Here is a 26,874-nt window from a genome sequence, read left to right on the forward strand (position 1 = left end):
TTATTAATTTACTATTTAGCAACAAATACCTGAGGAAACCCTGACCATCGGGCGTTCTATTCAACAACACACGCGGCAGCAAAACTGCAGGCTGACTTTAGCTGACAACGGGAGCTTCAATGCAATCACCACAAGATATTTCCATCCATCCAACGCCAGTATCGCCAGCGCCAGGCGCGGCCAACAGCGTGGCGAGCACGGGCGCGGCATTGGGCGACTATCGCATCATCCGCCGCAACGGCGCGGTGGTGGCATTTGAGCCTTCGAAGATCGCCATCGCCATGACCAAGGCGTTTTTGGCCGTTAACGGCGGCCAGGGTGCAGCCTCGGCACGCATCCGCGAACTGGTGGAACAGCTGACCGACGGCGTCGTCGCCGCGCTGGTGCGCCGCCATCCGGGCGGCGGCACCTTCCATATCGAAGACGTGCAAGACCAGGTGGAACTGTCGCTGATGCGTTCGGGCGAGCACGACGTGGCGCGTGCCTACGTGCTGTACCGCGCCAAGCACATGGAAGAGCGCCGCCTGCAGAAGGAAGCGCTGGGCGCTTCCGCGCAAGTGACCGCGCCCCAGCTGAACGTCACCGACAACGGCGTGCGCCGCCTGCTGGACATGCAGGAAGTGCGCGACCTGATCAACGCCGCCTGCGCCGGCCTGGAAAAGCACGTCGATGCCGACGCCATCCTGGCGGAAACGGTGAAAAACCTGTACGACGGCGTGCCCGTCGAAGAGCTGCACAAATCGGCCATCCTGGCGGCGCGCGCGCTGATGGAAAAAGACCCGGCCTACAGTCAGGTCACGGCCCGCATCCTGCTGCACACGGTGCGCAAGGAAGTGTTCGGTAAGGAAGTGCCGCAAGCGGCCGCTGCCGCCGAATACCTGACGTATTTCCCGCAATACATCGCCAAGGGTATCGCCGCCGAGCTGCTGAACCCGGTACTCGCCAGTTTCGACCTGGAGCGCCTGGCCAAAGCCATCGTGGCCGACCGCGACTTGCAGTTCGGCTACATCGGCCTGCAAACCCTGTACGACCGCTACTTCCTGCACATCCAGGACGTGCGCATCGAAATGCCGCAGGCGTTCTACATGCGCGTGGCCATGGGCCTGGCGCTGAACGAAGCGGACCGCGAAGCGCGCGCCATCGAGTTCTACAGCCTGCTGTCCTCGTTCGACTTCATGAGCTCGACCCCGACCCTGTTCAACTCGGGCACCCTGCGCTCGCAGCTGTCGTCGTGCTACCTGAGCACCGTCTCGGATGACCTGGAAGGCATCTACGACGCCATCAAGGACAACGCATTGCTGGCCAAGTTCGCCGGCGGCCTGGGCAACGACTGGACGCCAGTGCGCGCCCTGGGCGCCCACATCAAGGGCACCAACGGCAAGTCGCAAGGCGTGGTGCCGTTCCTGAAAGTGGTCAACGACACGGCCGTGGCAGTCAACCAGGGCGGCAAGCGCAAGGGCGCCGTCTGCGCCTACCTGGAAACCTGGCACATGGACATCGAGGAATTCCTCGACCTGCGCAAGAACACGGGCGACGACCGCCGCCGCACGCACGACATGAACACGGCGAACTGGATTCCCGACATGTTCATGAAGCGCGTCATGGAAAAAGGCGACTGGACCCTGTTCTCGCCATCGGACACGCCAGACCTGCACGACAAGGTCGGCAAGGCCTTTGAGCAGGCTTACCTGGGCTACGAAGCCAAGGCCGCCGCCGGCGAAATCCGCGTCTTCAAAAAGATCGCCGCGCTGGACCTGTGGCGCAAGATGCTGTCGATGCTGTTTGAAACGGGCCACCCATGGATCACGTTCAAGGATCCTTGCAACATCCGCAGCCCGCAGTCGCACGTCGGCGTCGTCCACAGCTCGAACCTGTGCACGGAAATCACGCTGAACACGGGCCCTGACGAAATCGCCGTCTGCAACCTCGGTTCCGTCAACATGCCGGCGCACATGAAGGAAGGCAAGCTCGATCACGTCAAGCTGGCCAAGACCGTGCGCACCGCCATGCGCATGCTCGACAACGTCATCGACATCAATTACTACGCCGTCGACAAGGCGCGCAATTCGAACATGCGCCACCGTCCGGTCGGCATGGGCGTGATGGGCTTCCAGGATTGCCTGCACATGATGCGCATCCCGTTCGCCTCGGACGCCGCCGTGTCGTTCGCCGACACCTCGATGGAAGCCGTCTGCTACTACGCCTACCTGGCGTCGACGGAACTGGCCGAAGAGCGCGGCCGCTATGAATCGTATGCCGGTTCGCTGTGGGACCGCGGCATCCTGCCGCAAGACTCGGTGAAACTGCTGGCCGAAGAGCGCGGCGGCTACCTGGAAGTCGATTCCTCGTCGGCCATGGACTGGACCCCGGTGCGCGAACGCATCGCCAAGTTCGGCATGCGTAACTCGAACTGTGTGGCGATCGCCCCGACGGCGACGATTTCGAACATCATCGGCGTGTCGGCCTGTATCGAGCCGACGTTCCAGAACCTGTACGTGAAATCGAACCTGTCGGGCGAATTCACCGAGATCAACGGCTACCTGGTGCGCGACCTGAAGGCGCGCGATCTGTGGGATGAAGTCATGATCTCCGACCTGAAGTACTTCGACGGCTCGCTGGTGAAGATCGACCGCATCCCGCAAGACCTGCGCGATATCTACGCCACCGCCTTTGAAGTGTCGCCAAGCTGGCTGGTGGAAGCGGCTTCGCGTCGCCAGAAGTGGATCGACCAGGCCCAGTCGCTGAACATCTACATGGCTGGCGCATCGGGCAAGAAACTCGACGAGACCTACAAGCTGGCATGGCTGCGTGGCCTGAAAACCACCTACTACCTGCGTACCATCGCCGCTACCCACATGGAGAAATCGACCTCCAAGACGGGCGCCCTGAACGCCGTGGCAGTCGATGGCGGCATGTCGGCCAGCGCCCAAAGTGCACAAACCAGCGCCCAGGCAGCAGTGGTAGCTGCAGCAGCGGTGGCCGTGGCGCCAGTGACGGCAGCGGCAGCGGACGACGCCGATGGCGAAGCCTGCTACCTGCGTCCGGGTGATGACGGCTTTGAAGAGTGCGAAGCCTGCCAGTAAGATTTTAGTTGTCAGCCCAGTACTTCTGGGCTGATTCAATGTTGTCAATGTCCGTATTGTCCGATTCAACGGGCCTGTTGCGGATCGCCGGCTCGCCGGCATGGAAAGGAAGAAGAATATGTCGTTGTCATGGGATGATGAAACCACGTCGGCAGCTGTGCCGCGTCCGGCGCAGCAAGCGCCACTGGGTAATACCGAATTGAACCTGCCGGCAGGTGCCGAGCCGTCCGAAGCGAACGCCGAGCAAGTGGCGCGCCGCGTGAATGCCGACGACAAGCGCATCATCAACGGCAAGACGGACGTCAACCAGCTGGTGCCGTTCAAGTACAAATGGGCGTGGGACAAATACCTGGCCGGTTGCGCCAACCACTGGATGCCGCAGGAAGTGAACATGCAGCGCGATATCGAGCTGTGGAAAAACCCGAACGGCCTGACGGACGACGAGCGCCGCCTGGTCAAGCGCAACCTGGGCTTCTTCGTGACGGCCGACTCGCTGGCCGCCAACAACATCGTGCTGGGCACCTACCGCCACATTACGGCGCCGGAATGCCGCCAGTACCTGCTGCGCCAGGCGTTCGAGGAAGCGATCCACACGCACGCCTACCAGTACATCGTCGAATCGCTGGGCCTGGACGAAGGCGAGATCTTCAACGCCTACAACGAAGTCAAGTCTATCCGCGACAAGGATGAATTCCTGATCCCGTTCATCAACACGCTGACCGACCCGGCGTTCGTCACCGGCACGGTGGAAAACGACCAGAAGCTGTTGAAATCCCTGATCGTGTTTGCCTGCCTGATGGAGGGCCTGTTCTTCTACGTCGGCTTCACGCAGATCCTGGCGCTGGGCCGCCAGAACAAGATGATGGGCGCGGCCGAGCAGTATCAGTACATCCTGCGCGACGAATCGATGCACTGCAACTTCGGCATCGACTTGATCAACACGATCAAGATGGAAAACCCGCAGCTGTGGACTGCCGAATTCCGCGAAGAGATTAAAGTATTGTTCATGCAGGCCGTGGAACTGGAATACGCATACGCGGAAGACACCATGCCGCGCGGCGTGCTGGGTCTGAACGCGCCGATGTTCAAGGGCTATTTGCGCTTCATCGCCAACCGCCGCGCGCAGCAGATCGGCATCGAGCCGCTGTTCGCCCAGGAAGAAAATCCATTCCCGTGGATGAGCGAAATGATCGACATGAAGAAGGAACGCAACTTCTTCGAGACGCGCGTGACCGAGTACCAAACGGGTGGTGCGCTGAACTGGGAGTAAACCTTTTTCAGTCAACGACAAGAAGCGCCGTCATCGTGACGGCGCTTTTTTTTCGCGTGCATGGCGGCAGAAAAATGCGTCCATCATCGGGTCATGCGACGACGCTTGCGCCACGATTTTCGGCTGCCGCGAATGGCCGCATCACGAACCCAAAAAATCATTTCCGGAGACGCTGGCGGCGGCATTTGCCGCGCGATTGTGCGATAGCACGCGTATCGTGCAAAAAAGCGGGCGAAAACGTGTCGTGCCGGTTGCGCATTGACAAGGTTTTCGTGTACTTTATGAGATTGCAAATGCGAGCGTTAGAATGCGGGGTTTTTTAACCAGCGCGGTAGCGAAAAAACCTCGCAAAACAGGGATACAGATTTACACGGATATGCACAAAACCACACCGTTTTCGTCTGCCGCCGTGCCCGAATTTTTTCAGGCATGGCGGTTTTTTATTTGACGCATCGGTGTTGTGGCGAGCGCGATGCGAGGAGCGAAAAAACGCACGGCATCGAAAACGAATGACCGAATTCAGACTTTGCCACCAGCTGCGAGATAAAGCAGGGTGGCACCGACGATGGCTGAAGTGCTGCAAACGTGAGGAGTTGCAGCAGTTCAGCTGGTGCCGAATTCATTAGCGCAAACGACCGTTTGTGCCGATGAATAATTCGCCTGGCCTATCCCTGTGGTGGGTCGGACGGGTTTAAATCTTGTAGCTTAAATTTCTCATCTCAGATGAAGGAGAGACAAATGGCAACAGCCGCTAAGAAATCAGAAGTAAAGAAACCAGCCGCCAAGGCTGCTCCTGCCGCGAAGAAGCCGGCAGCCGCAGCGAAGACGGTTGCCGCTAAACCAGTCGCTAAACCAGCTGCCAAGGCCGCAGCGAAACCAGCAGCAAAACCAGCCGCCAAAGCCGCAGCCAAGCCTGCAGCAAAAGTGGCTGCCAAGCCAGTAGCGAAAGCCGCAGCGAAACCAGCGGCCAAGGCAGCAGCGAAACCGGCAGCCAAGCCAGCAGCGAAAGCCGCAGCGAAACCTGCCGCCAAGGCAGCAGCCAAGCCTGTCGCGAAAAAAGCCGCAGCCAAACCGGCCGCCAAGCCAGCAGCAAAAGCCGCAGCAAAACCAGCCGCCAAAGCAGCAGCGAAGCCAGCAGCAAAAGCTGCAGCCAAGCCAGCAGCAAAAGCTGCAGCCAAGCCAGCAGTGAAAAAAGCCGCAGCGAAACCTGCAGCCAAGGCAGCAGCGAAACCGGCCGCCAAAGCAGCAGCCAAGCCAGCAGCGAAAAAAGTCGTCGCCAAGCCAGCAGCAAAAGCTGCAGCGAAGCCAGCCGCCAAGGCAGCAGCGAAGCCAGCCGCAAAAGCGGCAGCCAAGCCAGCCGCCAAGGTAGCAGCGAAGCCAGCAGCCAAAGCAGCAGCCAAGCCAGCCGCCAAGGTAGCAGCGAAGCCGGCAGCAAAGGCAGCAGCCAAGCCGGCAGCCAAGGCAGCAGCGAAGCCAGCAGCCAAGCCGGCAGCCAAAGCAGCAGCGAAACCTGCCGCCAAGGTTGCAGCAAAACCTGCAGCCAAGCCAGCGGCCAAGGTAGTAGCGAAGCCAGCAGCAAAAGCTGCAGCCAAGCCAGCAGCGAAGCCGGCAGCGAAAGCAGCAGCGAAACCTGCCGCCAAGCCAGCCGCAGCGCCAGTCGTGGCAGCCGCACCAGCAGCAGCGCCGGCAGCAGCTCCAGCGGCACCAGCCGCCGTGGCAGCCAAGCCAGCCGCCAAGAAGGCCGCGCCTAAAAAGGCCGCACCGAAGAAGGCAGCTCCTGTCGCCAAGCCATCGGCGCCTATCGCACCTGTAGCAAAAACCGTGTTGGCACCGGCTGCAGCCTGGCCATTCCCAACCAGCACCCGCCCATCGTAATTCCTGCGATACGGGTGCCTGGATGAGGCAACACGCCGCTGTGTGACTCAATCACACAGCGGTTTTTTTTTGGAGAATTAGTCGTGCTGATCGTTATCCTTACATTGATCGTTGATACCATCGCCACCTTGCTGGGCGGCGTGTTGCTGCTGCGCTTCTGGATGCAGGCGGTGCGCGTGCGGCCGCCCTCGTCGGTGGCACAATTCACGTTTCAATTGTCCGACTGGCTGGTGCGCCCCCTGCGCCGCGTGGTGCCGGGCGTGGGCGGGTATGACTGGGCCAGCCTGATCGGCGCCTTCCTGATCGTTCTGCTGGCCAGCTCGGTGCTGTTTATTACCGGCGCTCCCGTCGAAGTGGTGCTGCTCAAGTCGCTGCAACGCTTCCTGCAATGGATACTCTACGGTTTCATGGCCTTGCTGATCATCGAAGCCATCTTCAGCTGGGTCAACCCGCATGCGCCGCTGGCGCCGTTTGTACGCGCCCTGAACGAGCCGCTGCTGCGTCCGATCCGCAAGGTGGTGCCGCTGGTCGGCAGCCTGGATTTGTCTTTGCTGGTGGCTTTGATCCTGCTGCAGATTGCGCAAGTGCTGGTGGGGATGATTATTGTGCTGCGATGATGGTGATGTGGTGGCGTAGGTCGGGTTAGCGTAGCGTAACCCGACGTTACCCGCCATGCCAATGATGTTGTCGGATTACGCGTGGCTGCGCCCCGCTAATCCGACCTACGACCTACATATTAATAGCGGTAAGCAAACGCCGCTTCGAACTGATCGGCGATGCTCTCTGGCGTAAACACATGGTTTTGCGCGCCCTGGGTGGCAATCTTGATGGCGCCCAGCAGGCTGGCCAGACGGCCGCTGGTTTCCCAGCCCAGGTCGTTGGTGATGCCGAACAGCAAGCCGGCACGGTAGGCGTCGCCGCAACCGGTCGGGTCCAGCACTTCCTTGGCGGCCACGACAGGAATGTCGATGCGCTTGCCGTCCGTATAGATTTCCGACCCTTTTTCGCCACGCGTGACGATCAGCGCTTCCAGGCGGCTGGCGATGTCCGGCAGGGTCAATCCCGTGCGTTCCATCAACATTTCCATTTCATAATCGTTGGCCGACACATACGTGGCTTTGTTGATGAAGTCGATCAACTGTTCGCCATTGAAACGTGGCAACTGCTGGCCCGGATCGAACATGAAGGGGATGCCCAGTTCGGCCAGGTCGGCGGCGTGCTTGAGCATGCCCTGATCGCCGTCCGGCGAAATGATGGCGACCTTGGCCGGGCCGGCATTGGCGATCGGGTTTTCATGCGCAAACGACATGGCGCCCGGGTGGAAGGCATTGATCTGGTTGTTGTCCGCGTCGGCCGTGACGAAGCACTGCGCGTTGTAGCTGTCGGCCTTGATCAGGATGTTGGCGGTGGAAATGCCCAGCTTTTGCAGGCGCTCCAGGTAGGCGGCGCTGTCTTGCCCCATGACGCCGACGATGCGCGGGTCGCCGCCCAGCATTTTCAGGCTGTAGGCGATGTTGCCCGAGCAGCCGCCGAACTCCGTGCGCATGGTAGGCACGAGGAAAGACACGTTTACCTTGTGCAACTGGTCGGCCAGCAGGGATTCGCCGAAGCGGCCAGGGAATTGCATGATGGTGTCGGTGGCAAGCGAGCCGCAGATCAGCGATGTTTTGGTCATGATAGTGTCGGTTAAGGGTAAAAGATGGCGATATGGTAGCCAGACGCCGTGAGCTGGTCTAATGCAAAGTACAGTTTGATGGTTTGTTCCGAGCGCGGCGCAAAGCCCTTGCTCACGTCGATCGTGGCCGGCAGATAGTCGCGCGGCGCGATCACGCGGCGCAAGACGGGCTTGTCGTTGGCGTCGTTGAGGATCAGTTCGATGCTGGGCCAGGCTTGCACGCTGCGGCTCTGGTTGCGCAGCAGCGAGACATAGGAAAAGGTGTGCTCCTTGATGGTCTGCAACTCGCCTTGCTCGATGGCCAGCGCCTCGATCTGCGCCGGCAAGTCGACCTGGCAGCCGCTGAGCTTGCACAGCGTGACCAGGGTCGGCTTCCACTGCGGAAATTGCGCCGCCAGCGGATTGCGGAAGGTGGTCATTACTTGCAGGAACAACAAAAGCAGCAGCACCACCGAGCCGGCGCCCATGGCGACGCGCAGGGCCTTGCCGCTCTGTTCGCGGCGCCGGCCCAGGGTCACAAAGGCCGGCTCGTCGTCGGCTGGCGGCTGGACGGGTTCTTCCTGCTCTTCGGCTGCTTCCGGCGCGATTGGGGCGGCGGGCAGCGGCGTAAAGGAATGGTCGGCCAGCGTCGGTTCCCGGCGTGCGGGCGCAGGCTTGTCCAGGCTGACTTTTTCGGCCGCGGGCAGCGCCGGTGCGGCGCCAGTTTCCAGATTCGGTTCGCGGCGGCTGTCGCGCAGATACGTGGCGAAGGCGGGCGCGTCATCGACCTGGCGGCGCTTGAAGGGCGCCATCGGCTGGGGCAACGGTGGTTCGAGCAGTGCTTCCGGTGCTTCTACCGGTGTTGCTTCAGGTTCAGGTCTATCGAGCGGTATGTCGAGCGGTGCGGCGGCAGGCGCCTCTTCGGGCAGGGCCACGTCGAGGTCCAGTTCGATGTGCTCGCCATCGTCTTCATCGTCCTTGAGCTGCGCCGTTTCCGGCAGGATGCCGAACGGGTCGAATGAGGTGTCGAAGTCGAGGGAATAAATGGGTTCGTCGTCCGTGGCGGACGGCAGGCTGGCGTCAAGCGGATAATCGGTCGGCAGCGGGGCGGCAGTGCCGGGAGCGGAGGTTAAAAACGGCGATGCCGCGGCTGGATCGACCAGCGCGGCATTGCCGTCAAACACTTCCCTGCACGTGCCACAGCGCACGATGCCCCCACGTAACTTCAACTGGTCAGCAGCGACCCGAAATATCGTGTTGCAATGGGGGCATTTGGTGGCGAGGGCCATTGCTGTGCTTATGCACCTTCCGCGCGGGGCGCAGGCGCTTGCGTGCTGCCCAGGCGGCCATGCAGGGCCACCCAGCCGTCTTGCTCGGCCCACACGCCCAGTTGGATGAACGGTGCGTAGGCAGCGGCCACTTCTTCCGCCTGGCGTGCCAGCACGCCGGACAGGATCAGCGCGCCGCCGTCGGCGACACGGCCCGACAGCATCGGCGCCATCAGCTTCAATGGGCTTGACAGGATGTTGGCGACGACGATGTCAAACTTGGCCGTGGCGTGTGCCGAGGTGGCAAACGTGTCTGGCAAGAAATATTCGATGTCGCACTGGTTGCGTTCGGCATTGTCGCGCGCCGATTCGATCGCTTGCGGGTCGATGTCGACGCCGGCCACCGTTTGCGCGCCCAGCTTCTTGGCCACCATGGCCAGGATGCCGGAACCGCAACCGTAGTCGAGCACGGTCTTGCCTGGAGCGGGGTTCGCTTCCAGCCATTCCATGCACAGACGCGTGGTCGGATGGCTGCCCGTACCGAAGGCCAGGCCAGGGTCCAGTTCCAGGATCAGGCCGTCAGGATCCGGTGCCTCGTGCCAGCTGGGCACGACCCAGATATTCTTGCCGATGTGAATCGGTGCGAATTGCGACTGCGTCAGGCGCACCCAGTCCTGCTCTTCCACGGGGCGCATGGTGAAGGCAGGCACTTCCGTCATGCCGACCGCCTGGGCGGCGGCGGCCACGATGGCGGCCTGGTCGGCGTCGACGTCCGTCAGCGCCACCACGCGGCTGCGTTCCCACGCCGCTTCCTTCGGTTCCATGCCGGGCTCGCCAAACAGGGGCTGCTCGGCATCCGTGCCTTCATCGGCGTCTTCCACCGACACCGACAGGGCGCCCGCTTCCATCAACGCGTCGGACATGGCCTCGGCGTTGTCACGGGCGATTTCGATGACGATTTCCGTCCAGCTCATGCGCCCGCCTTGATTTCGGATTTCTTGGCGATGCTGGGGCTGCCGCCATTCAGGTTCTTGCCCAGATCCGGCATGTCGGCCAGTTTCTGTTCCAGATAGTGAATGTTGGTGCCGCCTTCGATGAAGCGCGCGTCGATCATCAGTTCGCGGTGCAGGGCGATATTCGTGTTGATGCCTTCGACCACCATTTCGGACAGGGCGATCTGCATGCGGCGGATCGCTTGCTCGCGCGTGGCGCCGTAAGCGATCACTTTGCCGATCATCGAGTCGTAGTGCGGCGGCACGTAGTAGCCGGCGTAGGCGTGCGAGTCGACGCGGATGCCTGGGCCGCCCGGTGCATGCCACGACACGATCTTGCCTGGCGATGGCGTGAACTTGAACGGATCTTCGGCGTTGATGCGGCACTCGATGGCGTGGCCCGACAGCAAGACGTCGCGCTGGCGGAAACGCAGTTTTTCGCCGGCGGCGATGCGGATCTGCTCTTGCACGATGTCGATGCCGGTGATCATCTCGGTGACGGGATGCTCCACTTGCACGCGGGTATTCATTTCAATGAAATAGAACTCGCCGTTTTCGTACAGGAATTCAAACGTGCCGGCGCCGCGGTAGCCGATCTTGCGGCAAGCTTCGGCGCAACGGTCGCCAATTTTCTCGATCAGTTTGCGCGGGATGCCCGGCGCTGGTGCTTCTTCGATCACTTTCTGGTGGCGGCGCTGCATGGAGCAGTCGCGCTCGCCCAGCCAGACGGCGTTCTTGTGTTCGTCGGCGAGGATCTGGATTTCCACGTGGCGTGGATTTTCCAGGTACTTCTCCATATACACTTCAGGGTTGCCGAAAGCCGTGCCGGCTTCCGTCTTGGTCATCGCCACGGCGTTGATCAGGGCCGCTTCCGTGTGCACCACGCGCATGCCGCGTCCGCCACCGCCACCGGCGGCCTTGATGATGACCGGGTAGCCGATCTTGCGGGCAATTTGCACGATCGCTTTCGGATCGTCCGGCAACGCGCCTTCCGAGCCGGGTACGCACGGTACGCCGGCCTTGATCATGGTTTGTTTGGCCGACACTTTGTCGCCCATCAAACGGATCGATTCGGAGCGGGGGCCGATGAAGACGAAGCCCGATTTCTCGACGCGTTCGGCGAAGTCGGCATTTTCCGACAGGAAGCCATAGCCTGGGTGAATCGCTTGCGCATCCGTCACTTCAGCGGCGCTGATGATGGCGGGCATGTTCAGGTAGCTCAGGGACGACTGTGCCGGGCCGATACAAACGGATTCGTCGGCCAGCTTGACGTATTTCGCGTCCTTGTCGGCTTCGGAGTGGACTACAACCGTTTTAATGCCCATTTCGCGGCAGGCGCGCTGAATACGGAGGGCAATTTCACCACGGTTGGCAATCAGGATTTTTTCAAACATGGTAGGTTCGCGTATGTCTGTGAGAGCCGGCGAGCCGGCGAAACAACAAGTGTGAGGGGCTAAAACTGCAAACGGCCGTTGCCGGCCGTGTGGACTGGGTTTTAGCCGATCACAAACAAGGGTTGACCGAATTCGACCGGTTGGCCGTTTTCGACCAGGATCTGGGTCACGACACCGGCTTTATCGGAGTCGATTTCATTCAGGAGCTTCATCGCTTCGATGATGCACAGGGTATCACCTTCCTTGACGGTAGAGCCCACTTCAACATAGGCGGCGCTGCCAGGAGCGGAGGAGCGGTAGAAGGTACCGACCATCGGCGACTTGACCACATAGCCCGTTGGCTCGGCGGCGACCACGACGGCGGCTGCCGCAGCGGGGGCGGCGGCTGGCGCGGCTGGCTGGTACTGGGCTTGCATGCCTTGCGGCTGCATCATGACCATCTGGTTTTGCGGCATGGCCGACGATTTGACGATGCGAACCTTGCTTTCGCCTTCGGTAACTTCCAGCTCTGCGATATCCGATTCGGCGACCAGGTCGATCAAGGTCTTGAGTTTTCGTAGATCCATGTAAAACCCCTAGGAATGTAGTTTGTTTTATGAGTGATGCGGTGATGTCCAAGAACCTATCGCCGCGCTAAATGCGTGCAGATCGCGTAGATTAACGTTTTTTAAGCGCAAAGTCGATGGCAAACCGATATCCATCGATACCCAGGCCGCAGATCGTCCCCTGCGCGATCGCGCTGAGAAATGAGTGATGTCGAAACGTTTCGCGTTGATAAATATTCGAGATATGGACTTCCACGAACGGGATGGCGACCCCGGCCAGCGCATCGCGCAAGGCAACGCTGGTATGGGTCAGGCCGCCCGGATTGATGACGATGGCATCGATCCCTTCCGCTCGCGCGGCATGGATGCGGTCGATCAGCGCGCCTTCATGGTTGCTTTGAAAGCAGACCAGGTCGGCGCCGGCCGCCATGGCTTGCGCCATTGCTGCCTGCTCGATATCGGCCAAGGTGCTGGCGCCGTAGACCTCAGGCTCGCGCGTTCCCAGCAAATTCAGGTTGGGACCGTTGAGCAGAAGGAGGTTTTTTGCCATGTATGGAAGACCGTTTTAGCGAAAGTTCCGCATTTTGCCGCCAAAGATACGCATTGGCAAGAGAAAAAAGCACGCTCCGAATTTACAATTTATCCAGATCGGCGCGCAACTGATCAAATTTCAAGCGGCCCAGATAGGTCTTTTTGACTTCGCCATCGGCGCCGATCAGCACCGTAAAGGGCAAACCGCCCGTGGCATTGCCAAAATGACGCGACAGGTCGGTACCGCTCATGCCGGACACATACACGGGATAGGCGATCTTGACCTTGCTGGCAAAAGTGGCAATATTGCTGGCCGAATCGATGCCGATACCGATCACCTGCAGGTTTTTCCCCGCATAGTGGCCTTGCACTTCGGATAACTCCGGCATTTCTTCAACGCACGGCGGGCACCACGGCGCCCAGAAATTGACCAGCAAATTCTTGCCTTTCCATTGCGACAAGGCTTGCGTGGCGCCCGCCGCGTCCGGCAGGGACAGCGCATACAGCTCGTTGACGGGGCCGGTCGCGCCTGGTGCGATGGTGCTCGTCTGCGGTCCCGCTTCCTTCGCTTTTTCCTTGCTCAAACCGACGTAAGCGCCCATGCCGGCAAACATCAGCGCCACGATGGCGCAGGCGATCCAATTCTTTTTTGTCATAACTTTATCTATATCAATGTTAGTCGGCAGCCGGCACGCCATCGGCGAGGCTGGCGGCCAGCAGGCTGCGCAGCCCGGCGATGTCGGTGCGCAGCACCTTGCCATCCGCCTTGGCTTTCAACGCGCCGCGCATATCGTCGAGCTCGTACATGGCCGCGTGCACGCCTTCGTTTTTCCACAAGAAACTGGCTGTCTCGACCGCATCATAACGCGCTCCCTTGAAATGCGGGCTTTCCGACATATCGAGCACGACATTTTTATTCAGCAGGAAGATGTGGATATCCTTGGCGCTCTCGGCAAACAGCTGCAGATAGATCTCGTCGTGGGGGCCGGCCGTGCCATTGAGCACGGGGCCGCTGAGCAGAGGATGAAATTGTTGCAACGCTTCCATCACCTGCAGCGCGATCGTGCGCAGCTGGAACAGCCGGGCCGGTTGGCTGTCGGCCAGGAACAGGGCATTGTATTGTCGCACCTGCTCTTCGATCATGTCGTTGTCGGGAAGTATATTGGGCCGGTTCGGCGCGTCGCCGAGGACTTGCCGCGCCGCCTTGCGCTTGGCGCTGCCATAGTCGGCGCCATCCTGCGCCACGAGGCGCGCGGCAGCGGCGGCGATTTCCAGGCGCAACTGCGCGCTATCGTCAAATGCATCGTTCGTCATGAGCGAGATGATACTCCGAAGCGGAAAAAGTCATGGCGTCAGGTAAAATCCTGCACTTGCTGTTTTTTATCTCACCGTCTTACTTACTTAAGCGTGCGCCTTTCGCACTGATCACATGCATATTCATATTCTCGGCATTTGCGGTACCTTCATGGGCGGCCTGGCTGTCCTGGCCAAGGAAGCCGGCCATAAAGTCACCGGTTGCGATGCCAACGTGTATCCGCCGATGAGCACCCAGCTGGAATCGCAGGGAATCGAACTGATCCAGGGCTTTGATCCGGAACAAACCAAGCTGAACCCGGATTTGTATGTGATTGGCAATGTGGTCTCGCGCGGCAACCCGCTGGTGGAAGAAATCCTCAACCGCAGCTTGCCATACGTGTCCGGCCCGCAGTGGATCGGCGAACACATCTTGCGCAATCGGTGGGTACTGGCCGTGGCCGGCACGCATGGCAAGACGACAACATCAGCCATGCTGGCCTGGATACTCGAAGACGCGGGCTACGCGCCGGGCTTCCTGATCGGCGGCGTGCCGATGAACTTTGGCATTTCCGCCCGCCTCAGCGGCAAGATCGACGGCAAGAGCGCCGAGTCGGACTTCTTCGTCATCGAAGCCGATGAATACGACACGGCCTTCTTCGACAAGCGCAGCAAGTTCGTGCATTACCACGCGAAGACGGCCATCATGAATAACCTGGAATATGATCACGCCGACATCTTCCCCGATCTGCACGCGATCGAGACGCAATTCCACCATCTGGTGCGCACGGTGCCCGGCATCGGCCGTCTCGTCTTCAACGGCGACGAAGCATCGCTGCAGCGCGTACTGGCGCGCGGTTGCTGGAGTGAAAAGGAAAGTTTTGGTCAAGATGCTAACTGGCAACTGCAAGAGCAGGCCGATGGCAGCTTCGACGTGTTCTTCAATGGCCAGCAGGAAGGCCACGTGGCGTGGGCGCTCACGGGCAAGCACAACCGCAGCAATGCGCTGGCGGCCATTGCCGCCGCGCGCCACGTGGGCGTGCCGATTGCCCAGGCGTGCGCCTCGCTGGCCAGCTTCGAGAGCGTCAAGCGCCGCATGGAAGTGCGCGGCGTGGTCAACGCCATCACCGTGTACGACGATTTCGCGCACCATCCGACGGCCATTGCCACCACCGTGGGCGGCCTGCGCCAGAAGATAGGCGGCAGCGGCCGCATCCTGGCCGTGCTGGAACCGCGCTCGAACACCATGAAACTGGGCGCCATGAAAGATGCGCTGCCAGGCAGCCTCAAGGATGCCGACCTGGTCTTCGGTTTCGGCAGCCAGCAAGCGCTGGGCTGGAGCCTGGGCGACGCGCTGGCGCCGCTGGGCAAGATTGCCAGCGCCTACGAAGACATCGACACCCTGGTGGCGGCCGTGGCGGCCAGCGCCCGTCCCGGCGACCAGATCGTGGTCATGAGCAACGGCGGCTTTGGCGGCGTGCACCAGAAATTGCTGGAGGCCCTGGGCCGATGATTCTGTACCTGCATGGATTCCGCTCGTCGCCCCTGTCGATGAAGTCGCGCCTGCTGGCCGCGCAGATGCAGGCACTGGGCCGCGAAGCACAGTGGCTATGCCCGCAATTGCCGGCTTCGCCCAAGCTGGCCATTGAGTTAGCCTTGTCATTGGTCAAGGATGTGGCGCCGGCCGAGCTGACGATAATCGGCTCGTCCCTCGGCGGCTATTACGCCACCTGGCTGGCCGAGCAGCTCGGTTGCTGCGCCGTCTTGCTCAACCCCGCCATCGTGCCCTTGATCGACCTGGAACAGCATGTGGGCGTGACGACGGAGTTTCATTCGGACAAGCCATTCGAGTTCAAGCGTGAATACATCGATGAGCTGCGCACGTTTGCCGTAGAGACAATTACTGAGCCGCAACGCTATTTCCTGATTGCCGCCACGGGCGATGAAGTGCTCGACTACCGCGACATGGTGGCGCATTATCAGGGGGCGCGGCAGTTGGTCATCGATGGCAGCGACCATGGCATCAGCGAATTTGCCGATTATCTGGCGCCCGTGCTGGCCTTTTGCGGCATCGATGCGGACGCGGCCAAGTGAGGCCGGGTTCGCTGCGGCAGGCGCAATGGCATGCGCACGTGAATGCCGTCAATGCGCCGGCGGCCTTGCGCCATTGGCTCACGGGCGGCGGTTCGCTGACGGCCAAGCTGAAAGCGCATAGCCAGGCGTTTCGCGTGCAATGTTTGCATCAGGAAACGGCACGTTGCTTGAGCGACGAGGCTGCCATCATTGGTTTGCACCGCGCGGGCCGGGTGTGGGAACGCGAGGTGCTGTTGCGTTGTGATGACAAGCCGGCCGTGTTTGGCCATACCGTCGTGCCCATGCAGGCGACGGCCACGGACTGGCCTTTGTTTTCCGCGCTGGGCGAACGTTCGCTGGGCACGACCCTGTTTGGCGACCGCATGGTACGCCGCGGTGCATTGGAATTTGCCCGCTTGCGCGCCGGGCACCCGCTGGTACAGCGGGCGCAGGCGGCGCTGGCATGGGAAGGGCGGCGCGCCGACGAGCAGGCGCTGTTTTTTGCCCGCCGCTGCCTGTATCAGCGTCACCAGGGCTTGCTGCTGGTAACCGAAGTATTTTTGCCGGCGGTGCTGGAGTTGACGTCCGTCACTCGCACCGTTGCAACCGACACATTAATAAACAAAGCATAACAATGAATCTATTTTTTGAAGAATCCGGCGATTTCAAGGTCGGCACGGTCCTGTCGCAAGCGGGTGAAGCCTACCAGGTCGAAATGGCCAGCGGCAAGCGCACCAAGGTCAAGGTCAAGGATGTGCTGCTGCAGTACGAAAAGCCGGCCCCGGCCGAGTTGCTCGAGCAAGCCAAGGCCGTTGCCGCCGAGATCGACCTCGATTTCCTGTGGGAAGTGGCGGGCGAAGACGAGTTCGGCTTTGCCGAGCTGGGCGCCGAGTATTTCGGCCATGCACCGTTGCCACCGGAAGCGGCCGGCCTGATCCTGGCCCTGCATTCGGCGCCCGTGTATTTTTACAAGAAGGGCCGTGGCCGCTACAAGGCGGCGCCGGAAGCCTCGCTGAAGGCGGCCCTGGCCGGCATCGAAAAGAAAAAGCAGCAGGCGCTGGTGCAGGCAGGCTATGTGGAAGAGCTGAAGCAGAACCGCTTGCCCGCCTCGATGCAGCCCATGGTGCTGCAACTGCTGTTCAAGCCGGACAAGAACACGATTGAATACAAGGCGCTGGAAGCGGCGTGCACGGAATTGCACACGACGCCGCCGCGCCTGATGCTGGCCGTCGGCGGTATTGCTTCGCCGAAAGACTTGCACCTGTCGAAATTCCTTTTCGAAAATTTCCCGAAAGGCGCCGGTTTCCCGAACGTGCCCGTGCCTTCCGTGACGGCCAAGCTGCCGCTGGCCGACGTGGCCGCCTTCTCGATCGACGACGTAACCACGACCGAGATCGACGATGCCTTCTCCGTGCAACCCTTGCCCGATGGCACCGTGAAAGTGGGTATTCACATCGCCGCGCCGGGCCTGGGCATCCGTCCGGAAGACGTGATCGACAAGATGGCGCGCCAGCGCATGTCGACCGTCTACATGCCTGGCGACAAGATCACCATGCTGCCCGACGAAATCGTCAACGCGTTTACCCTGGCGGAAGGCACGACGTGCCCGGCCCTGTCGCTGTACGCGACCTTGGATCCGAAAGCGGACTGGGCCGTGGTCAGCACGCAGACGCGCGCCGAGCTGGTGCCGATTGCCAGCAATTTGCGGCATAACCAGTTAGACGATCTGGTCAATGAGGAAACCCTGGCCAGCGGTGAGGGCGAGTATCCGCACAAGGCCGATTTTGCCGTGCTGTGGCAATGGGCGCAGCAACTGGAACAGGGCCGCATGAAGAAACGCGAAGCGTTTGGCCTGAAGCCGGAACAGAATAACCGTGTCGATTTCAATTTCTATGTGGAAAACGACATCGTCACCGTGGCGCGCCGCAAGCGTGGCGCGCCGCTCGACAAGATCGTCGCCGAACTGATGATTTTTGCCAACAGCACGTGGGGCAAGATGCTGCACGACCATGGCGTGCCAGGCATCTACCGCAGCCAGGGCGGCGGCAGCGGCAATAGCTGGGCGGCAAAGATGCAGGTGCGCATGGTTACCCATGCGGCGCCGCACCAGGGCCTGGGCGTGGATCAATACGCGTGGAGCACTTCGCCTTTGCGCCGCTACACGGACCTGGTCAACCAGTGGCAAATCATCGCTTGCGCCGAGCATGGCGTGACGGCGCCGCTGGTGGCCCCGTTCAAGCCGCGCGACGCGAATCTGTTCGCCATCGTCTCGGCGTTCGACGCCGCGTATGCCGCGTATGGCGATTTCCAGTCGAACATGGAACGCTACTGGTGCTTGCGCTGGCTGCACCAGGAAAACGCGCGCCAGGTCGACGCCGTCGTGCTGAAAGACGAGATCCTGCGCCTGGTCGACATTCCGCTGGTCATCAAGCTGCCGGGCATGCCATCGGTGGCGCGCGGTGCCCAGGTGAAACTGGACTTGCTGCGCTGGGATGAAGTCGACCTGAGCATCGAAGCGCGCCTGCTGGAAATTGCCGCCGTGCCCGATGCGGCGGCCGATGCCGAGCTGGACTATGAGGAAGAGTCTGGCGACGAAGGCGCCGATGAAGGCGACGTGGCAGCGGAAGCCGCGCCGGAAGCGGCCAACCAGGTCGGCGACGCCGAGGCGGAAGTGGCGGAACTGGCCAGCGAAGACGTGGTCAGCGAGCCCGAGGTCAAGTAAGGCATTCCTCACGCCATCAAGGCGGTGCTGAAAACTGTTGCCGGCACCGCCCTTTGACGTAGAATTCAGCCATCTTGTATGGTGTGCTTGTTGCGAACTGGGTTGCGCGTGAAGTCTTTCCGAGAGAATCGTTTCCTGATGATAGCCGTGGCGGTATCGCTGCTGGCCCACGGCGCCTTGCTGGCGATGCATTTTGTCGCCCCGGCCCCGCAGCGGGCCGTCGCCACCGATCCTGGCCTGGAAGTGATCCTGGTCAACGCCAAGCATGCGAACAAGCCGTTGAAGGCCGATGCCCTGGCGCAAGCCAACCTCGATGGTGGCGGACAGGCCGACAAGGGCCGCGCCAAGTCGCCCTTGCCCGACATGCGCAAGGTGGAAGAGGGCGACAGCGTCAAGGCCAGCGCCCGGCGCATTGCCGAGCTGGAGCAGAAGCAGCAGGAACTGCTGACGCAGGCGGCCAGGCCGACGCCTTACAGCGCCGCGCCCGTCACGGAAAAGGACAAGCCCAATCCCCTGGCCACCGGCTCGGACTTGATGGAAAGCAGCAAGGCCATCGCGCGCATGGCGGCCGAAATCAGCCAGACCGTGGAAGACCAGAATAAACGTCCGCGCAAGACCTTCATTACGCCCAGCACGCAGGAGGTCGGCTATGCCATGTATTACAAGACCCTGCAAAAGCGCATCGAGGAAATCGGTACCCTGAATTTCCCGCAAAAGAATGGCCGCAAGATGTATGGCGAACTGGTCGTCTATATTCCCATCTTCCAGGACGGCACGATTTACCAGAAAGAGGGCGGCGCCCGCGTGGAAAAAAGCTCGGGCAATCCGGCACTCGATGCGGCGGCCCTGGCCATCGTGCGCCGCGCGGCGCCGTTTGGCCGTTTCCCACCGAACATGTTGTCGAGTGACAAGGATGACCTGTGGGTCGTCATCACCCGCTTCAAATTTACGCGCGAAGAAAAAATGGAAGCTAACCTGACTGGCGGCAGCAATTGAACAAGCAAGCAATGAATCACGATCAATATTGTGTCTTCGGCAATCCCATCGCCCACAGCAAGTCCCCATTGATCCACGCCGCGTTTGCCCTGCAGACAGGGCAAGCGTTGGTCTATGAGCGCCGGCTGGCGCCGCTCGACGGCTTTGCCCTGGCGGCCCGCACGTTCGCCGCCGAGGGTGGCAAGGGCGCGAACGTGACGGTGCCCTTCAAACTGGACGCGTGCGCGCTGGCCAGCGAGCTGACGCCGCGGGCGAGGGCCGCCGGTGCCGTCAATACCCTGCGTTTCGGTGGCGACACCATTCTTGGCGACAATACCGATGGCGCGGGCCTGGTGGCGGACATCGTGCGCAACGCGGGCGTGGCCATCGCCGGCAAGCGCGTCTTGCTGCTGGGAGCGGGCGGCGCCGCGCGCGGCGTCGTGCTGCCCTTGCTGGAACAGGGACCGCAGGAAATCTTCATTGCCAACCGCACCGTGGCCACGGCCGAGGCGCTGGTGGCGCAGTTTGCCGACGCGCTGGCGCACCCCGGCCAGCTGCGCGCCGGCGGTTTCGCGCAGCCCGATGGCGTCTTCGATATCGTCATCAATGCCACCTCGGCCAGCCTGGCGGGCGACTTGCCGCCCGTGCCGCCCGGTTTCTTCGGCAGCCATACGCTGGCGCTGGACATGATGTACGGCGCCCAGCCCACCGTCTTCATGGACTTTGCCGCGCAGCATGGCGCGCAGGTGCGCGACGGCCTGGGCATGCTGGTGGAGCAGGCGGCCGAAGCGTTTTACGTGTGGCGCGGCGTGCGGCCGCAGACGCAGGACTTGCTGGCGCAATTGCGCAGTGCCCTGTGAGCGCCGCCAAGAAGGGCCAGCGCAAGGGGGGCAGCGGCAGCCGCTATGGCTGGATCAAGTGGCTGTTCATTGTCCCCATATTGGCGTTTATCGTCGTGCAACTGTATTTCTTCCTGCAAATCTGGTGGTGGGTCGACCATAACCCGTCCAGCACGGCCTTCATGCGGGAACAATTGTCCGTCTTGCAGGACAAGAATCCCAATGCCACCATCAAGCAGACGTGGGTGCCGTACAACCGCATCTCGAACAATCTGAAACGGGCCATCATCGCCTCGGAAGACGCGAATTTCTCCGAGCACGAAGGCGTGGACTGGGAAGCCTTGCAAAAGGCGTATGAAAAAAACAGCAAGAAGCAGAAGGTCGTGGCGGGCGGCTCCACCATCACGCAGCAGTTGGCGAAGAATCTGTTCCTGTCCGGTTCGCGCAGCTATGTGCGCAAGGGTCAGGAACTGATCATTACGTACATGCTGGAAAACCTGATGGAAAAGGAGCGCATTTTCGAGATTTATTTGAATGTGGTGGAGTTTGGCACGGGCACCTTTGGCGCCGAAGCGGCCGCGCGCCACTATTACAAGGTCAGCGCGGCGGGCCTGAGCGCGGGACAGGCGGCGAAACTGGCCGTGATGCTGCCGAATCCCCGCTTTTATGACCGTCACCGCGATACGGGCTACCTGAACCGGCGCACGGGCGTGATCCTGCGCCGCATGGGGGCGGCGGAATTGCCTTGAGTGCAGCGGGCTTTCTTTGCATAAAATTAAAGCTGCCTGATTGGCACTATTGCGACGCAGCATCTTAATCGGCCCCGCTTGGTGCAACGCCGCACTTTTTCCGTGAAAAAGCCGTGCCGGGGGTGGTCGTGAAAAGGCCTTTGCGGGTACACTTGCGCTGTTTTCATTTTTGGCGCCAGCGCCAGCACATCACGATAACCCCACATCCGGCTGAGAGCGCGCATGATCAATGTCTTTGTATTACAGAATGGCCGGCTCAACCAGGTGCCGATCGACAGCCGCGCAGACCTCGAAAATGCCGAACCGGTGTGGGTCGACCTGACCGACCCTACCGATGATGAACGGGCCTGGGTCAAGGCCATCTACAACGTCACCCTGCCGGGCGAAGACGAAGTCAAGGATATCGAAGCGTCGGCCCGCTATTACGAAGCGGAAAACGGCGACTTGCACCTGCGCACGGACTTCCTGCGTGAAGAGGACGACGGCCCGTCGCGCGTCATCACGGTGGCCTTCATTCTTGCCCGCAAGATTTTGTTTTCCATGCATACGGACGACTTGCCCGTGTTCCGCCTGGTGCGCATGCGCGCCCGTTCGCGGCCCGGCTCGATTGCCGACTACATGGATGTGCTGCTCGACCTGTACGCCACCGATGCCGAGTATTCGGCCGACGTGCTCGAAGGCATCTACCAGAACCTGGAAGAAGTCAGCACGCGCGTGCTGCAAAAGGAATTTACCGATGCGCACGCGGCCGAAGCGCTGAACGCGATTGCCCACGAGGAAGATTTGAATGGCCGTATCCGCCGCAACATGATGGATACGCGCCGCGCCGTGAGCTTCCTGATGCGCGGCCGCTTGCTCAATTCCGAGCAGTTCGAGGAAGCGCGGCAGATTTTGCGCGACATCGAATCGCTGGACGGTCACACCTCTTTCCTGTTCGACAAGATCAACTTCCTGATGGATGCCACCGTCGGTTTCATCAACATCAACCAGAACAAGATCATCAAGATCTTCTCGGTGGCCAGTGTGGCCTTCCTGCCGCCGACCCTGATCGCCAGTGTGTACGGCATGAACTTCAAGCTGATGCCGGAACTGGAATGGTCGTTCGGCTATCCATGGGCCTGGGGCTTGATGATCACCAGCGCCATCGCGCCCTTCCTGTACTTCCGCCACCGCGGCTGGCTGAAATAAGCCGCATCGCCGGGACGCTTCCGCGTCCCGGTGTCAAGACGAACGCAGCGAATTCAAAAATCGGCGATAATCACTGGTATTGTGTGGTATTGAATTGGTATTGCGTGATTGCCCATTGCTCATTGCTCATTGCCGATTGATGCCTGCCGCCTGCTGCGCAGAAAAGTATCGTCATCGAGACGTTTTCTGCGTGGTGGCGTCCGCCTGTTCCACCTATGATCGTTACGATGCCGGCCTTGGCTGGCTGGCCGCCGCATTTCCCGTCACCGTTGTCTTCTGGAGAGTCCATGCCTGATACCGCCACCACACCACCGCGCTTTACCCATCTGATCAGCGACTGCGATGGCGTGCTGATCGACAGCGAAGCCGTGGCCCTGCAAGCGCTGCTGGAATTGCTGGGGCCGCGCCTGCAAAACCTGCCCGAGGGCGTCACCCTGCAAGGCTTGATCGAGCCGCGCCTGGGCCAGCGCCTGGTGCCGCTGATGCAGGATATCTACAAGGAACTGGGCCTGCCGCAATTGCCGGCTGATGACATCATGGCCATCGGCAACGCCGTCGACGCGGCCTGCGATGCGCAGCTGCGCGCCGTGCCCGGCGTGGCGCAGGCGCTGGCCGCCATTCCCCTGCCCAAGGCCGTCGCCTCGAACAGCGTCAGCGCGCGCGTGCTGTCGGCGCTTGAGCGGACGAGCATGGCGCCGCTGTTCGACAAGCGCGTATTTACGCCCGACCTGGTCGGCCATGCCAAGCCGCATCCGGGCGTCTACCTGGCGGCGGCGGCCGCTTTCGGCGTGCCGCCAAGCCAGTGCCTGGTGCTGGAAGACAGCGTCACGGGCGTGACGGCCGCCGTGGCGGCGGGCATGACGGTCCTGGGCTTCATCGGCGGCGGACATATCGCGCCCGGCCAGGAAGCACGCCTGAAGGCGGCCGGCGCGCATGTCGTGTTCAGCGACATGGCCAGTTTGCCGGCGCTGGTGGCGGCCCTGCTGCAGCCGGCCGCCGAGCCGCAAGTCGCTTAATTGCAAGTGATTTAGCGGCAGGTATAGCCGCCATCGATCGGCAGGCTGACGCCGCTGATCATGGCGGCGGCGTCGCTGAGCAGGAACAAAATGGGGCTGGCTACCTCTTCCGGGGTGGCGAAACGGCGCAGCGGGATGGCGGCCAGCATGGGGCCGCTTTTCGCCGGGTCGCTCCAGTCCCGTTCCGCCATCGGCGTCAGGGTCACGGTCGGGTTGACGCTGTTGACGCGGATGCCGTGCGGTCCCAGTTCCAGGCACAGGCTGCGGGTGATCGCATCCATGGCCGCCTTCGAGGCGCAGTACGCCAAGTGATGCTCAAGCGCCACCAGCGCCGCCTGGCTCGAAACGTTCACGATGCTGCCCTTGTGTCCTTCGCGCAGCATGCCCTGCGCCACATGGCGCGCCATCATGGCCGCGCTGCGCGCATTGACCACCATCACGCGGTCAAAGCTGGCCGCATCGACTTCCAGGCTGGGCCCCAGTTGCGAGATGCCGGAGCAATTGACGAGACCATCGATGTTGCGCAGCGGCGCCAGCGTGGCCGCCATGGCATCGCTGTCGCTGATGTCGAGCTGCAGCGGTTCGCAACCGGTTTCGTCTGCCAGCGCGGCCAGCCGTTCGGCGTTTTGTCCGATGGCAATGACGCGCGCGCCGGCCGCGCTCAGCATGCGCGCCGTGACGAGGCCGATGCCGCTGGAAGCGCCCGTGACGATGAATTTTTTGTGGCGGAAATCGAATAGCATGGTCATCCTCAGTTTGGGTTGGCGTGGTTGATACGGTGCATCAGGGGCCGCAAGGCGGGATAGGCATCGCGGTACAGGGAAAAGGTGCGGCGGTACACCTCGCTGGCGTCCGCTTGTGGCTTGCTGCGCGGCACCAGGGTGACCCAGCCCCGCTGGGCCGCATCCTTGCTGACCAGGCCGGCACCGAGCGCCGCCAGCAAGGCCGCGCCCAGCGCCGCCTCGACGTTTTCCGCGATGGTGTAGACGGGATAGCCCGTGATGTCGGCAATGATCTGCATCCACAGGGGCGAGTGCGCGGCGCCGCCGACGACGATCAGCTTGTCGTCGAGCGCGACCGTGCCGGTGCCCCTGGCGCCCGCCTCGATATTGTGTTGCAGGGCAAAGCTCACGCCTTCAAGCACGGCGCGGTACAGATGGGCGCGGCTGTGGTACAGGCTCAGGCCCAGGAAGGCGCCGCTGGCCCTGGCGTCCCAGATGGGGCTGCGCTCGCCCATCAGATAGGGCAGGAACAGCACGCCATCGGCGCCGGGCGGTACGGCTTGCGCCTGCTCTTCCATCAGCTGGTGCGCATCGGCATGGCCCAGCCGTCTGGCCGCCTCCACGTCGGTCTGGCAAAACTCGTCGCGGAACCAGCTGACGGAGGCGCCGGCCGTGATGGCGCCGCCAAACACATACAGGTCGGACTGGCTGTTGAACACGTGCGGCATGCTGATCAGGCCGTGGCGCGCATCGACTTGCTGGTGGATATAGCCCCAGCACATGCTCGTACCGATCATCGCCACATGCTGGCCCGCGCGGCTGGCGCCGGCGGCGAAGGTGGCCACGGCCGCGTCGACCCCGCCCGCGATGACGGGCGTGCCGGCCAGCAAACCGAGCTGCTGTGCCGCCAGCGGCAGCAGGGCGCCCACCACCTCGGACGAGTCGACCAGGCGCTGCGGCATCATGCGCGCGGGGATGCCGAGTTCCTCCAGCATGGGGGCCGACCAGCTGCGCGCGGCCAGGTCGTACACGCCGCCGATATTGCCGGCCGAGCTATGGTCGACGGCCACTTCCCCCGTCAGCAGATAGTTGATGTAGCTGTTCGGCGGCAGGAAGTAGTGCGTGCGGTCCCACACCTCGGCGCGGTGGCGCTTGAGCCACAGCATCTTGGTATAGCCGTAATAGCTGTCGACGCCGTTGCCTGTCGTCGCGTACAGCCGTTCCAGATCGACGTGCTGATTGACCCATTCCACCTCGTCGGTGGCGCGCCGGTCCATCCAGATCAGGCACGGGTGCAGCGGCTGCATGGTGGCATCGACGGGAATGCCGGAGCCGCCATACAGGCTGCTCACGCAGATGGCCTTGACGTTCTGCGCCGGCACGCCGCTGGCATGCAGCACCTGCCGCACGCAGCTCACGACGGCGTCGTACCACACGGCCGGCCACTGCTCGGCCCACAGGGGACGCGGCGTGTCGACCTGGTAGCCCTGTGCATGCTGGGCCACGATGGCGCCGCCGCTGGTGACGAGCAGGGCCTTGGTGCTTTGCGTGCCGATATCGACACCGATGACGTAATCCATGCCGGTTTCCCCGTTAATGTTGCGCTGGCTTCAGCAATACCTTGATGGAATCGAGCGAGTTGGCCAGCGCGAACGCCTGCTCCCAGTCTTCCAGCGGAAAGTCGTGCGTGACGATGCCTTTCGACGTGACCAGTCCGCGCTCGAGCAGGTCGATGGCGACCGGGTAGCAATACGGTCCCAGGTGGGCGCCGCGCACGTCGAGTTCCTTGCGGTCGCCGATGATGGACCAGTCGGCGCTGGTTTCCTTGCCGAAGACGCTGAATTCGACGAAGCGGCCCAGCTTGCGGATCACATTCAAGCCCTGCGTCACGCCGGCCGGCACGCCCGTCGTCTCGATATACACGTCGCAGCCGTAGCCGTCCGTCAAGCCGTGGATGATGGCCAGCGCATCGTCGGTGGCGGGATTGATGGTGACGTGGGCGCCATATTCGCGCGCCAGCGCCAGGCGCTCCGGCACCATGTCGATCACCACCAGCTTTTTCGGCGTCTTCAGGGCGGCGATCTGCGTCATCATCAGCCCCAGCGGCCCGGCGCCGGCGATCACCACCACGTCGTCGAGCTGTACTTCGGCGCGGTTGACCGTGTGGATGGCGCACGCCATCGGCTCGATGATGGCCGCGTCTTCCAGCGAAATGCTCTCGGGAATTTTATGCACGAGGGCGGTGGGCGGGATGCGCATGTATTCGGCCATGCCGCCATCGGCCACTTCGCGCTGGAAGCCGAAGATATTGTGCACTTCGCACATCCAATATTTGCCCGATTTGCAAAAGCGGCACTTGCCGCAAGGCACGATCTGCTCGGCAATGATGCGGTCGCCCACCTTCACGCCAAAGTGTTCCTCGCCGTGCTCTCCCGCCTCGACCACGTAGCCGAAGAATTCATGGCCGGGGATCACGGGCGGCTTGACCCACGACGGCTGGCCGTCGCCGCCCCAGAACATGGCGGCGCCCGAGTGGCATTTGCAGTCGCTGGCGCAGATGCCGCAGGCGGCGATGCGGATCAGCAACTCGTTCAGGCGCGGCTTGGGGCGGCTGATCTTTTGCAGGCGGTAATCTTTCGGACCGTGGCAAACGACGGCTTGCATCTCGACTTCGGTGTACTTCAT

The 26,874-nt window shown here is 61.9% G+C and carries 25 protein-coding genes; 12 read left to right on the forward strand and 13 right to left on the reverse strand.

What is annotated here, in order from left to right:
• The first annotated feature begins 119 nt into the window (after nt 1-119).
• Both HWE17_RS00525 and HWE17_RS00530 read left to right on the forward strand, forming a co-directional pair.
• The gene (locus tag HWE17_RS00525; protein WP_176387391.1) at nt 120-3,083 is read left to right on the forward strand and encodes a ribonucleoside-diphosphate reductase subunit alpha; all 2,964 of its coding nucleotides are present in this window, start codon (nt 120-122) and stop codon (nt 3,081-3,083) included.
• Nucleotides 3,084-3,201: 118 nt separating this feature from the next.
• Nucleotides 3,202-4,353, forward strand: coding sequence for a ribonucleotide-diphosphate reductase subunit beta (locus HWE17_RS00530; RefSeq protein WP_034746600.1), 1,152 nt, complete (start codon nt 3,202-3,204; stop codon nt 4,351-4,353).
• 847 nt (nt 4,354-5,200) lie between these two features.
• Here HWE17_RS00530 and HWE17_RS00535 read toward each other — a convergent pair.
• Nucleotides 5,201-6,058 carry a hypothetical protein gene (locus tag HWE17_RS00535; RefSeq protein ID WP_176387392.1) on the reverse strand — a complete coding sequence of 286 codons (858 nt, stop codon included), beginning with the start codon at nt 6,056-6,058 and terminating at the stop codon, nt 5,201-5,203.
• Between the two features lie 253 nt (nt 6,059-6,311).
• Here HWE17_RS00535 and HWE17_RS00540 point away from each other — a divergent pair, with 253 nt between their 5' ends.
• Nucleotides 6,312-6,845, forward strand: a complete 534-nt coding sequence (locus HWE17_RS00540) for a YggT family protein (protein WP_035822131.1) — start codon at nt 6,312-6,314, stop codon at nt 6,843-6,845.
• A 119-nt stretch (nt 6,846-6,964) separates the two neighbouring features.
• On the opposite strand, the gene HWE17_RS00545 is transcribed toward HWE17_RS00540, so the two are convergent.
• From HWE17_RS00545 to HWE17_RS00580, 8 genes are all read right to left on the reverse strand, one after another.
• Nucleotides 6,965-7,903: a carbohydrate kinase family protein gene (locus HWE17_RS00545; protein WP_176387393.1), complete on the reverse strand. Its 939-nt coding sequence runs from the start codon at nt 7,901-7,903 to the stop codon at nt 6,965-6,967.
• A gap of 11 nt (nt 7,904-7,914) precedes the next feature.
• Nucleotides 7,915-9,171: a DUF3426 domain-containing protein gene (locus tag HWE17_RS00550; protein ID WP_176387394.1), complete on the reverse strand. Its 1,257-nt coding sequence runs from the start codon at nt 9,169-9,171 to the stop codon at nt 7,915-7,917.
• A gap of 8 nt (nt 9,172-9,179) precedes the next feature.
• A complete protein-coding gene (gene prmA, locus HWE17_RS00555) occupies nt 9,180-10,124 on the reverse strand; it encodes a 50S ribosomal protein L11 methyltransferase (RefSeq protein WP_176387395.1) in 945 nt (314 codons plus the stop codon).
• Complete coding sequence (accC, locus tag HWE17_RS00560; RefSeq protein ID WP_034746622.1) at nt 10,121-11,536, reverse strand: acetyl-CoA carboxylase biotin carboxylase subunit; 1,416 nt, start codon at nt 11,534-11,536, stop codon at nt 10,121-10,123. The genes prmA and accC overlap by 4 nt, the downstream gene beginning before the upstream one ends.
• A 101-nt stretch (nt 11,537-11,637) precedes the next feature.
• Nucleotides 11,638-12,102 carry an acetyl-CoA carboxylase biotin carboxyl carrier protein gene (gene accB / locus HWE17_RS00565; RefSeq protein ID WP_046684231.1) on the reverse strand — a complete coding sequence of 155 codons (465 nt, stop codon included), beginning with the start codon at nt 12,100-12,102 and terminating at the stop codon, nt 11,638-11,640.
• A 91-nt stretch (nt 12,103-12,193) separates the two neighbouring features.
• On the reverse strand, nt 12,194-12,631 hold the full coding sequence (gene aroQ / locus HWE17_RS00570; RefSeq protein WP_034746628.1) for a type II 3-dehydroquinate dehydratase: 438 nt from the start codon (nt 12,629-12,631) through the stop codon (nt 12,194-12,196).
• A gap of 82 nt (nt 12,632-12,713) precedes the next feature.
• Entirely contained in the window at nt 12,714-13,268 is a 555-nt protein-coding gene (locus HWE17_RS00575) for a TlpA disulfide reductase family protein (RefSeq protein WP_176387396.1), read from the reverse strand.
• 19 nt (nt 13,269-13,287) lie between these two features.
• Nucleotides 13,288-13,926, reverse strand: a complete 639-nt coding sequence (locus tag HWE17_RS00580; RefSeq protein ID WP_035822115.1) for a hypothetical protein — start codon at nt 13,924-13,926, stop codon at nt 13,288-13,290.
• A 115-nt stretch (nt 13,927-14,041) separates the two neighbouring features.
• Between HWE17_RS00580 and mpl the strand changes: the two genes are divergently transcribed.
• The 8 genes from mpl (at nt 14,042) to corA (ending at nt 22,451) form a co-directional block, all read left to right on the forward strand.
• Nucleotides 14,042-15,418 carry a UDP-N-acetylmuramate:L-alanyl-gamma-D-glutamyl-meso-diaminopimelate ligase gene (mpl, locus tag HWE17_RS00585; protein WP_176387397.1) on the forward strand — a complete coding sequence of 459 codons (1,377 nt, stop codon included), beginning with the start codon at nt 14,042-14,044 and terminating at the stop codon, nt 15,416-15,418.
• Entirely contained in the window at nt 15,415-15,999 is a 585-nt protein-coding gene (locus HWE17_RS00590) for a YqiA/YcfP family alpha/beta fold hydrolase (protein WP_176387398.1), read from the forward strand. Before mpl ends, HWE17_RS00590 begins: the two co-directional genes overlap by 4 nt.
• The gene (locus HWE17_RS00595; protein ID WP_035822111.1) at nt 15,996-16,610 is read left to right on the forward strand and encodes a chorismate lyase; all 615 of its coding nucleotides are present in this window, start codon (nt 15,996-15,998) and stop codon (nt 16,608-16,610) included. Before HWE17_RS00590 ends, HWE17_RS00595 begins: the two co-directional genes overlap by 4 nt.
• A gap of 2 nt (nt 16,611-16,612) precedes the next feature.
• Nucleotides 16,613-18,700 (forward strand): ribonuclease catalytic domain-containing protein, encoded by a 2,088-nt coding sequence (locus HWE17_RS00600; RefSeq protein WP_176387399.1) that lies wholly within the window; start codon nt 16,613-16,615, stop codon nt 18,698-18,700.
• A gap of 138 nt (nt 18,701-18,838) precedes the next feature.
• Nucleotides 18,839-19,696 carry an energy transducer TonB gene (locus tag HWE17_RS00605; RefSeq protein WP_034746649.1) on the forward strand — a complete coding sequence of 286 codons (858 nt, stop codon included), beginning with the start codon at nt 18,839-18,841 and terminating at the stop codon, nt 19,694-19,696.
• Nucleotides 19,697-19,707: 11 nt separating this feature from the next.
• Nucleotides 19,708-20,535 carry a shikimate dehydrogenase gene (gene aroE, locus HWE17_RS00610; RefSeq protein ID WP_176387400.1) on the forward strand — a complete coding sequence of 276 codons (828 nt, stop codon included), beginning with the start codon at nt 19,708-19,710 and terminating at the stop codon, nt 20,533-20,535.
• A 53-nt stretch (nt 20,536-20,588) separates the two neighbouring features.
• Entirely contained in the window at nt 20,589-21,263 is a 675-nt protein-coding gene (mtgA, locus tag HWE17_RS00615) for a monofunctional biosynthetic peptidoglycan transglycosylase (protein WP_176387616.1), read from the forward strand.
• 222 nt (nt 21,264-21,485) lie between these two features.
• Nucleotides 21,486-22,451 (forward strand): magnesium/cobalt transporter CorA, encoded by a 966-nt coding sequence (gene corA / locus HWE17_RS00620; RefSeq protein ID WP_034746658.1) that lies wholly within the window; start codon nt 21,486-21,488, stop codon nt 22,449-22,451.
• A gap of 70 nt (nt 22,452-22,521) precedes the next feature.
• Here the strand turns inward: corA and HWE17_RS00625 are convergent, their stop codons facing one another.
• Nucleotides 22,522-22,740, reverse strand: a complete 219-nt coding sequence (locus HWE17_RS00625; protein WP_176387401.1) for a hypothetical protein — start codon at nt 22,738-22,740, stop codon at nt 22,522-22,524.
• Between HWE17_RS00625 and HWE17_RS00630 the strand changes: the two genes are divergently transcribed.
• Nucleotides 22,739-23,467 carry an HAD family phosphatase gene (locus HWE17_RS00630; protein WP_176387402.1) on the forward strand — a complete coding sequence of 243 codons (729 nt, stop codon included), beginning with the start codon at nt 22,739-22,741 and terminating at the stop codon, nt 23,465-23,467. The genes HWE17_RS00625 and HWE17_RS00630 overlap by 2 nt on opposite strands.
• 11 nt (nt 23,468-23,478) lie before the next feature.
• Here HWE17_RS00630 and HWE17_RS00635 read toward each other — a convergent pair whose 3' ends face one another.
• The 3 genes from HWE17_RS00635 to HWE17_RS00645 are packed head-to-tail and all read right to left on the reverse strand — an operon-like array spanning nt 23,479 to nt 26,874.
• A complete protein-coding gene (locus HWE17_RS00635) occupies nt 23,479-24,216 on the reverse strand; it encodes an SDR family oxidoreductase (protein WP_176387403.1) in 738 nt (245 codons plus the stop codon).
• Nucleotides 24,217-24,218: 2 nt separating this feature from the next.
• On the reverse strand, nt 24,219-25,769 hold the full coding sequence (locus tag HWE17_RS00640; protein WP_176387404.1) for an FGGY-family carbohydrate kinase: 1,551 nt from the start codon (nt 25,767-25,769) through the stop codon (nt 24,219-24,221).
• Between the two features lie 13 nt (nt 25,770-25,782).
• Nucleotides 25,783-26,874, reverse strand: a complete 1,092-nt coding sequence (locus HWE17_RS00645; RefSeq protein ID WP_176387405.1) for an alcohol dehydrogenase catalytic domain-containing protein — start codon at nt 26,872-26,874, stop codon at nt 25,783-25,785.

This window comes from Janthinobacterium sp. BJB401 (assembly GCF_013372745.1).
Classification (GTDB): domain Bacteria; phylum Pseudomonadota; class Gammaproteobacteria; order Burkholderiales; family Burkholderiaceae_D; genus Janthinobacterium; species Janthinobacterium rivuli.